Origin of the sequence: Desulfosarcina sp., assembly GCF_041551955.1 — a bacterium.
In the GTDB taxonomy this organism is placed as follows: Bacteria; Desulfobacterota; Desulfobacteria; order Desulfobacterales; family Desulfosarcinaceae; genus Desulfosarcina.
Map to the genome: position 1 here is coordinate 1 of NZ_JBFELV010000201.1, position 8,846 is coordinate 8,846.

Consider the following 8,846-nt stretch of genomic DNA (forward strand, 5'->3'; position numbering starts at 1 on the left):
GAGGTATGTCAGCCGCTGCTTATTGCTGCCATCCATATTCATCAGCCAATAATCCGTGCCAACCTTGTAGTAGTCGTAGGTGTCACCGTTACCTACCGACGACATCCAGACGATGTACTTACCATCTGGTGAGATGTGGGCGTGCTCGTTGTATCCTTGGCTTGTCAGCCGAACCAACTCACCGGTCCCGAGGTGGATCTTATAGATGTCGGTGCTCTGGTTTACCGGGTTTGAGCGCTTCATATTGCTGCTGAAGAACAACCACTTTCCATCATGACTGAACCCGTGGTTTTCGTAGATCACATCTTCGCCAGGCTGAAACTCCTTGATATCACCTAGTCCCTCTGGACTGAAGGCGGCCACCTTGAGCTTCCACGCACCGGCAGACTTCCCCGGGTACTTGAAGTCAGCCCCACTGTACAACTCTGACCAGCTCAGCTGACTGCCATCTTTTGAGAATTGCGGGTGGAGTGTGCCGTGATTCTTTTTATTGGGAAGTTCCCTGAGTGGTTTCGCACGGTTGGTTTCAAGATCAAAAAGCCAAATGTCGTTAAAAACACCTGATCCTGGATTGGTAATGAGTGGCAGAACAGGCCAATGGTTCTGCTTTTCCGCCTGAAACACAATGTATCGCCCGTTCGGATGGATGGCGGGTTGGCCGTAGTTGCGTTTTGGGTTGGGCAGGTCCGGGTGATCACAGGTCAGGCACTGCTCGGTTTCAAAATCTCGGGTGAGGTAAAGGTCAAAGCCACCGTCCTGGCCCTTGCGATCAAAAACCACAAAATCTTCGGTTGGAGACCAGGCCAGTCGCCCCCCTCTGCCACGGAAGTCTGACAATTTCGCCTTCATCTCATCAGCGAGGGCCGGGTGTCCGTTCATCAGCGTCATAGCCAAAAATAACGACGCTACTAATTTGATCATACCTTCGCTCCTGAATTACAGAGTTTCTGACCCTCTCATTATATTTACAAATTGCCTGTAGCACTTCTTCCCGGGAAATTTTACTTGTCGCCCATTTTTTTCCGAGCTGATTTTCCGGGTCATCCTACAACATTTTTAGTCCGCATCGGAGATGAACCATTTATTGTCTGCGCAAATACTCAGTATTCGGCCCCGGTTGCTGGAATCCCCAGGACAGGGTGCTAACTTCGTTTTCGGCGACGATAGAAACCACAACTTCCAGGTCGTTCGAAAACCAGTAGATTGACTTTGACAGGCGATCATCTTCGCCTTCCTCCTCTGCCCCATGGCCAAAAACAGATGCGTAGAACGCTTGAATACGATGAAACAGACGATCGGCTGTATCGGGTTCAAATTCTCGCATAAAGAAGAAGCAACTATAGAGCGCACCCTTTTCAAAATTGAATTCCATTTTTGTCTCTGTATTAAAAAGGTCTGTCGAAGCCGTTGCTTCATGTAACCCGAGAGCGGCCAGAAACGCGGACCCACCTTCAGGAGCCAGCTCATCAAGTCCGGGAACACGTTTGTGGACGTCACCGTATGTGGCCCCCAAACGGATCACTTTGAAGAGCAACAATGCATCCTGCTCGGCCGGTTCAAAGTCAGAGAGATATGATCCGGCGCCCTCCCCCCTGATCCCATGGCAGTGGGTCTGCAATAGTCCGAGGGTGACTATAAATAGTGGGATTAATAGACGCATACCTAACCAGATAGGTGTTCGCTTATAATGATGGGGGCCAACGATTCCAGGAAGGGCGATAAATGCGGCAATCTCCTTAGTGAACATTCTTCCTCGACTATTGAAGCGGCATATCGTTTTTTCGTGGGCGATGGGGATTTTAGCTCGTGCCCATCCATAAACGGCCGTCTGGTCCGATATCTGCGGTATGCATCGACCCTGCATGCTGGGGTCACTGCATTTCCGCTGTTCCCGGTATCATTATCGGTATGATCGGCAGGATCTTAAACGGTGACGGTCCCGTAAAAAATCGGAATTCCCTTTTTGCTGTCGTCCCCGCGAAGGCGGGGATCCAGGGTTAACCAATAGCTATAGATTCCCGCCTTCGCGGGAATGACACGACAGGGGACTTTTTTCGGGTTCATCAAACGGTGATTCGTCGGCAGGGAAGTTGGCAGGTGCTCTGCAATCCGATATGTCATTCCTTTTTTTTGGTTTTCTCTTTCAATGTCCGCCAGTTCTTCAGGCGTCCGGCAATCATCTTCTCGTACCCCCGGTCCGTCGGAAAATAAAACAGGCTGTCGGCGATGGCATCGGGCAGGTAGTCCTGGACGGCATATCCGTCCTTGAAGTCATGGGCATAGCGGTATCCCTTGCCGTAGCCCAGATCCTTCATCAACCCCGTGGGTGCATTGCGGATATGCAGGGGAACCGGCAGGGCACCTTTTTCCCGGACCGTCTGTTTGACCTTGTTCCAGGCCGCGTAAATGCTGTTGCTCTTGGGCGCCGTGGCCAGGTAGACGGCGGCCTGGGCCAGGGCCAGATCCCCTTCCGGATGCCCCAAGAAGCGAAAAGCCTCCATGGCCCCCAAGGCCAGGCGCAGGGCGAACGGATCGGCATTGCCCACATCCTCGGAGGCAAACCGCACCATGCGACGGGCCACATACAGGGCGTCTTCCCCGGCCTCCAGCATGCGGGCCAGCCAATACAGGGCCGCATCTGGGTCACTGCCCCGCAGGCTTTTGTGAAACGCGGAGATGATGTTAAAATGCTCGTCACCGCCCTTGTCGTATAGCAGCGCCTTTTTCTGCAGCGCCCTTTCCACATGATCCAGGGTGACCATTCGCCGGGTGCCCGGTTTGGGTGGCGCTTCGGCCAAAACCAGGGTGGCGGCCACCTCCAGGCTGTTGAGCGCGCTGCGTGCATCCCCCGAGGAAATGTGGATCAGGTGGTCCCGGGCATCGGCGGCCAGGCATAGATTCAGATCGCCCAAGCCGGCCTTGCCGTCTTCGACCGCCCGGTCGAGCACCCGGCCCACGGCCTCCTCGGCCAGCGGGCTGAGAGTGATCACCCGACAACGGGACAAGAGCGGCGCAATCACCTCGAACGACGGATTTTCAGTCGTGGCGCCGATCAGGGTGATCAGCCCGGACTCCACATGGTGCAGGAAGGCATCCTGCTGGGCCTTGTTGAAGCGGTGGATCTCGTCCACAAACAGGATCGTTCGCTTGCGCTGGAACTGCTGCTGTTTTTTGGCCTCGTCGTTGTCTTCGCGGATCTGTTTGACACCGGCGAGCACCGCCGAAAAGTGGAGAAAATGGGATCGGGTTTCGCGGGCGATGATCCGCGCCAGGGTGGTTTTCCCGCAGCCGGGCGGCCCCCACAGGATCATGGAAAAAATCCGGTCGTTTTCAATGGCATGGCGAACCAGTGAGCCGGACCCCGTAACTGCATCCTGGCCGAACAGGTCTGCCAGGCGGTGCGGCCGCATGCGCTCGGCAAGGGGCCGCTGGTGATCGGTGGACTCTCCAGCCTGATAATCGAAAAGGTCCATCGCTATCGTTTAGTGAGGCGCTTGCCGGATCGCTTTTTTGGGTTGAAGGGTGTGGACTTCTTGTTTAAAAAATCCGGGTTCTTTCCGGTGCGCTGTTTCAGCAGCAGTCGAACCGGCGTCTTGTCCAGCGAGAAGGCTTCCCTGATCTGGTTCACCAGGTAGCGCTGGTAAGAAAAATGCACCCCGTCCGGGAAATTCACAAAACTGACGAATGTGGGCGGCCGGGTAGACACCTGGGTGGCGTAGTAGAATTTAAGCCGCGTGCCCTTGTGCATCGAGGGTTCGGTGCGCGTCAAGGCCTGGTCCATGGCCTTGTTCAACTTTCCGGTGGTAATCCGGGCCGCATACTGGGCGTAAACCTCATCCACGATGGGGAAGATGCGTTGAATCCGCTGTCCTGTTTTTGCCGAAACCGTCATCACCGGTGCAAAACTGAGAAACTTGGCCTGTATGCGCAGATTCTCCGTGAGCCGCTTCAGGGCTTTGCCGTCCCGGTTGTCCACCCGATCCCATTTGTTCAACAGAAAAATCGCCCCGCATCCGCGGTCATGGGCATAGCCGGCCACATGGACATCCTGATCGGAGATGCCCTGCTCGGCATCGATGATGATCAGGGCCACATCGCACCGTTCCAGACTGCGCAGGGCCTTGATGATCGAGAATTTTTCCAGACGCAGGGACACCTTTCCTTTTCTGCGAATCCCCGCAGTATCCACCAGCACGTATTTTCGGTCCTGCCAGGTAAAGGCGGCGTCGATGGAATCCCGTGTAGTACCGGCAACATCGCTGACCACTAAGCGCTCCTCACCTAAAATGGCATTGATCAGAGAGGATTTACCGGCATTGGGTTTTCCCACCACCCCAATGCGGATGGTATCGGACCGCTCTTCTTCAGCCGTGAGTTCAGCAAATCCGGCGGTCAGTTCATCCAGAAAATCGGGGACCCCGTATCCATGCTCGGCCGATACCGGAAACAAGTTGTCGATGCCCAGGCTGTAGAAATCGGACAGGTTTTTTTCATGGCCCTCACCGTCGATCTTGTTGACGACGTAGAACACCGGTTTATCGTTGGCGCGCAGCAGATGGATCAGATCGGCATCAAAGGGAGAAATGCCCCCTTTTCCATCGAGGATGAGGACAATCGCATCGGCGTCAGCGATGGCCTGCTCCACCTGCTGGCGGATGTGCGGGGCAAACGCGTCGTCGTCCCCTGCGGCGAAGCCGCCGGTATCCACCAGGGTAAAAGCTTTATCGTTCCAACGGGCGTCCCCGAAATTCCGGTCCCGGGTCACGCCGGGCAGGTCATCCACAAGGGCATCCCGGGATCGGGTGATCCGGTTGAAAAGGGTGGATTTTCCCACATTGGGTCGGCCAACGATGGCAACGATGGGTTTCACGGTAAAGATCCGATCGGCTGCTTCATTTGTTAATCGTGAATTACACGTGTGCATGTCAAAAAAATAAGACAAATAGAAAATAAATCACAATAATCGAAATACAAATGACAAACCAATCACAATGCCTAAAATTCTAAATTAAAATCCTAAACCTGATGAACGCAACGCTTATAAAGTCGTTTTCCCGACGGATTCGTAAAAAGCCCGAGATCAAGGCTTGTGAATCCTGAGGAGTGAGGCGTACTTACGGTACGCTGCAGTGACGAAGGATGAAGCGTAACGCCGATATCGGGCTTTTTACGAATCCGTCAAACCTGATCTTTTTTAAAAGCATCTCAATCATCAATTCGGTGGAGATGTTAAGAACCAGTCACTCCCGTTTTGCCGCTTATTCTAAGATTGGGTTTGGTAATTTGGAATTGGTTTGAAATGGGGTGCTTGCAATCTGATCTTTATCTTAGATTGGGTGCTCGCCATTGGCTGTTTCCGGTTTGTCCAGGTGAGGGTATAGCCCAGGAGTGAATCCTGTGTCAAACCTCCCATCCAGGATGTCACCGTGCATCCTTGAATCGACTGTCAAATGGGTTTCAACGCCAATCGTTTTGGTGTATGTTGATAGTTCTTTTATCGGTAACCCATTGAAGCCTCCCCGGGGGCCCTATGAGCGGGGTCTATGCCTCGCTCCGACAAGCTGCGGGGAATGCGTTCGCTGTCTCGGTTCACCGACCAAACACTTCACCAAAAAGATATCATGCACGTCGAAAGGAGGCCCCCATGCCGGACCTGGCCTATGTGAATGGAGAAATCATGCCCATCGAAAAAGCGGTCGTGCCCATCGAGGACCGGGGTTACCAATTCGGTGACGGGGTCTATGAGTTTGTCGCCAGCTATCAAGGACGTCCGTTCATGCTGGAGGAACATCTGGATCGGCTGGAACGATCCATGCGGGAACTGGCCTTCGACCCCATCTCCCGCGCCGACATCGGAAAAGCCGTCCTGGATCTGTTCAACCTTTCCGGCTACCCGCGGGCAGGCTTATATATTCAAATCTCAAGGGGTGTCGCCCCGCGCAATCACGCCTTCACCCCGGGCATGACCCCCCAGATCATCATGACCATCCGGCCGGTCAAGGAGATACCCGCGGAGAAACGGAAGAACGGAGCGACGGCCATCACCGTAAAGGATACCCGCTGGGGACGCTGTGATATCAAGACCGTTCAACTGCTGTCCAACAGCCTGGCCAAACAACAGTCACTGGATGCGGGCAGCGACGATGCCATCTTCGTGTCGGACCAGGGGGTCGTCCGCGAAGGAACCAGTTCGAACCTGTTCATCGTATCCGGCGGTCGGCTGATTACCCATCCGCTGACAGACAACATCCTTCCGGGAATTACCCGCATGGTGGTTCTGAACCTCTGCAAGGCTGCCGACCTGAATGTGGAGGAATCGTTTTTTGGAATCGACGCGCTGTTGGGTGCCGAGGAGGTGTTTTTGACCGGAACCGTCACCGAGCTGCTCCCCGTGGTGCGCATCGACAATAAAACCATTGGCCGCGGCGACGTGGGGCCGATCGCCCGCCGCCTCTATGATCTTTTGCGGAAACAGGCGATGGCCGGCGGCAGAACGATCTAGCCGTCGCTCTTCACACTAGCGCATTCAGGGCGGCCTGCGCCCGTTTCAGGTGTCCGTCCGCCCCCAATTGTTCGAACAACGCAATGCTCTCCTTGATCAGCGGTGAGGCCAAATGCTTTCTTTTTTTGGCCTGATAGAGCCGTCCCAGATCTAGCGAAGCCTGGCCTTTGATGCCCAGGGCATTGGTCCGGCCGGTGATCCGTATGGCTGTTATGAAATGATGTTCCGCTTGTTTTGCCGCCCGCGGCAGCCAGGCCATGAAAAACGGTAGGTTCTTTAACACCATCGACAGGCTTAAATTACCTTCGCGCATGGAAATTTGCATGAAGATGCACCCCAGCATGTAGTGAATCGTCTGGGCGTGGTAAGGCTTTCCGTTGGCCAACGCTCGCCGGGCGTGTCTGTCGAGGGCTTTCACCCCGACTGCGACATTTCCCTTGGCCACGGCAACGACACCGGACAGTGCGTCTGCCGATGTTGCGATGTATTCGCAACCCGACGTTTTGCAGAAGGAAAGAATTTCCAGAAGATGTTTCTCTGCCTGGTCAACCTCATCCAGGGAGAGGTGGGCATAGGCCTTGATAAAAAGGGCATTGACAGCGAAGATGGTGGACGCCGAGCTTTCTAAGGCAAGAATGCATTTTTCGACGGCACCGTGGTAGTCTCCGGCCGCAAAGCATCCCATGCCATGGGATAGATGCCCTTCTGAAATGCTGTTCACATCTCCCGCCTTTTCCCCGTAATCCAGCAGGCGATCTCCCAGGAGTCGGCATTGGCGGCAATCACCTCTAAACCAATGGGCAATGGCTGTTCCGGTAAACACGAACCGAACCAGATCCTGATCCATCACGAAAGACCACGAAGGGTCCTCTGATTCGAGCATGCGGGACGCCTCCTCGGCTTTGGCTGTAAAAGCAAGTGCTTCGTCAAGTCGTCCCTGGGCGGTGCAGGTCCAGATCAGGCATGCACAAGCGTAGGCGACGACCTTGTGGTGGTGAATCCGCTCGCCGTTGGCGAGTGCTTCCAGCAGACAATCTCGAGAAGGCCCGAGATGCTCACGCCGCTGATAAGCCCAGCCCAGACAGGTCAGGTACATTCCCTTGAGGTGGAGCGGGACATGGTTCCTCGCCGCTGATTCATGCCGTCTCAACAGGATAAGCGCATCCTTGTAACGCCCGCGCATGTCGAACACGAAAAACCATTCCAAGACCAGTTCCACGAGGCAGAGAGAAGAATCGGCAGCGATTCGATCTCCGTCCAACATCAGGTGATAGGCCTTCTCATAGAAATCGTGGGATTCGATGTAGGCCGATTTTTTCATCCCTTTGCGACCGGATTTTTTCAGGTAGTCGACGGCTTGGTGAATGGAATAACCATTGCTGAAATGGTACGCTAGGGTTTCGCAAAACGCATCGATGCGGTCGATATTCTGGCTTTCCAGGACCTGGGCAATCTTCTCATGCAGATTTCTGCGATCTTTCTTCAACAGGCTGTTGTAGGCTACATCCTTGACTATCGCGTGTTTGAATAGGAAGTAATCTCCACCGGGGTCGTCGCCCCGCATGATCAACCCCAGCGACTCGAGGGTGGCCAGGCTGTGGTCGACGGACTCAGGGTCGGCAGCGACCTGCTTCAAGATAGACGGAGAGAAACGCCTGCCGATGACCGATGCCTCCTGCACGATTCGCTTGGCGGCACCACCCAACCGATCCAGCCTGGCGGCAATCAGTGCGGTGATGCTGGAAGAGAAAGCCGTTTCGCCGATGGAACCAGAGAGCTCCCAGGTCGTGCCGCTCTGGGTCAAAGCTCCTGTGTCGACGAGCGCGTTGACCACTTCTTCGAGAAAAAAAGGATTTCCACCCAGTTGGTCCGAGATGAAAGCTAACAGCTTGGCAGGCACCTGCTCCGACTGGAGAAGCGATTTGGCCATCGCTGCGCATTTTTCGGGTGAAAGGTCTTTGAGCTGAATAGACTGGACGTGATAATAGGGGTTGGTGATCTGGCGATGGTCGAAGGCCAGCTGACCGGGACGGCAGCTGATCAGAAAAAGTGCGGGAAGCGCCGCCTCGTTGAGCAAGTTTCGGAATAGGTCAACCGTCGACGGATCGGCCCAATGCAGATCTTCGATGCAGATAACCGTCAGTGCGCTTTTCGACCGGGTTTCGATCATTTTTATGAGCGCTTGTTTCAGCTTGAGCTTCCAGGATTCCGACGTAATTGGCGGGGCCTTGTCATTGGACAGCGTAAACAAGCGCTCGAAGATGTGAAAAACCGCCTGGTCTGCATCCCGATTGGGATTGAGTTCAGCGGCCAGCTTTTTACGAACCAGATCCTGTGAATCATC

The 8,846-nt window shown here is 54.6% G+C and carries 6 protein-coding genes; 1 reads left to right on the forward strand and 5 read right to left on the reverse strand.

Annotated elements, in window-relative coordinates; all coding sequences use genetic code 11:
- From ABYV26_RS15000 to der, 4 genes are all read right to left on the reverse strand, one after another.
- The coding region (locus ABYV26_RS15000) for a TolB family protein (protein ID WP_372682166.1) at window positions 1–921 on the reverse strand (921 nt) is incomplete at its 3' end.
- Between the two features lie 160 nt (window positions 922–1,081).
- Window positions 1,082–1,747 (reverse strand): hypothetical protein, encoded by a 666-nt coding sequence (locus ABYV26_RS15005; RefSeq protein ID WP_372682167.1) that lies wholly within the window; start codon window positions 1,745–1,747, stop codon window positions 1,082–1,084.
- A 370-nt stretch (window positions 1,748–2,117) separates the two neighbouring features.
- Window positions 2,118–3,473 (reverse strand): replication-associated recombination protein A, encoded by a 1,356-nt coding sequence (locus ABYV26_RS15010; RefSeq protein WP_372682168.1) that lies wholly within the window; start codon window positions 3,471–3,473, stop codon window positions 2,118–2,120.
- 2 nt (window positions 3,474–3,475) lie between these two features.
- Entirely contained in the window at window positions 3,476–4,870 is a 1,395-nt protein-coding gene (der, locus tag ABYV26_RS15015; RefSeq protein ID WP_372682169.1) for a ribosome biogenesis GTPase Der, read from the reverse strand.
- Window positions 4,871–5,644: 774 nt separating this feature from the next.
- On the opposite strand from der, the gene ABYV26_RS15020 reads away from it, so the two are divergent.
- Entirely contained in the window at window positions 5,645–6,502 is an 858-nt protein-coding gene (locus ABYV26_RS15020; protein WP_372682170.1) for a D-amino acid aminotransferase, read from the forward strand.
- A gap of 10 nt (window positions 6,503–6,512) precedes the next feature.
- Here the strand turns inward: ABYV26_RS15020 and ABYV26_RS15025 are convergent.
- Window positions 6,513–8,846: hypothetical protein (locus ABYV26_RS15025; RefSeq protein WP_372682171.1), on the reverse strand; the 2,334-nt coding region annotated here is incomplete at its 5' end.

Coding starts and splice junctions, on each gene's coding strand:
- ABYV26_RS15005 (WP_372682167.1), bottom strand. CDS start 1,747: ATGTTCACTAAGGAGATTGCCGCATTTATCGCCCTTCCTGGAATCGTT.
- ABYV26_RS15010 (WP_372682168.1), bottom strand. CDS start 3,473: ATGGACCTTTTCGATTATCAGGCTGGAGAGTCCACCGATCACCAGCGG.
- ABYV26_RS15020 (WP_372682170.1), top strand. CDS start 5,645: ATGCCGGACCTGGCCTATGTGAATGGAGAAATCATGCCCATCGAAAAA.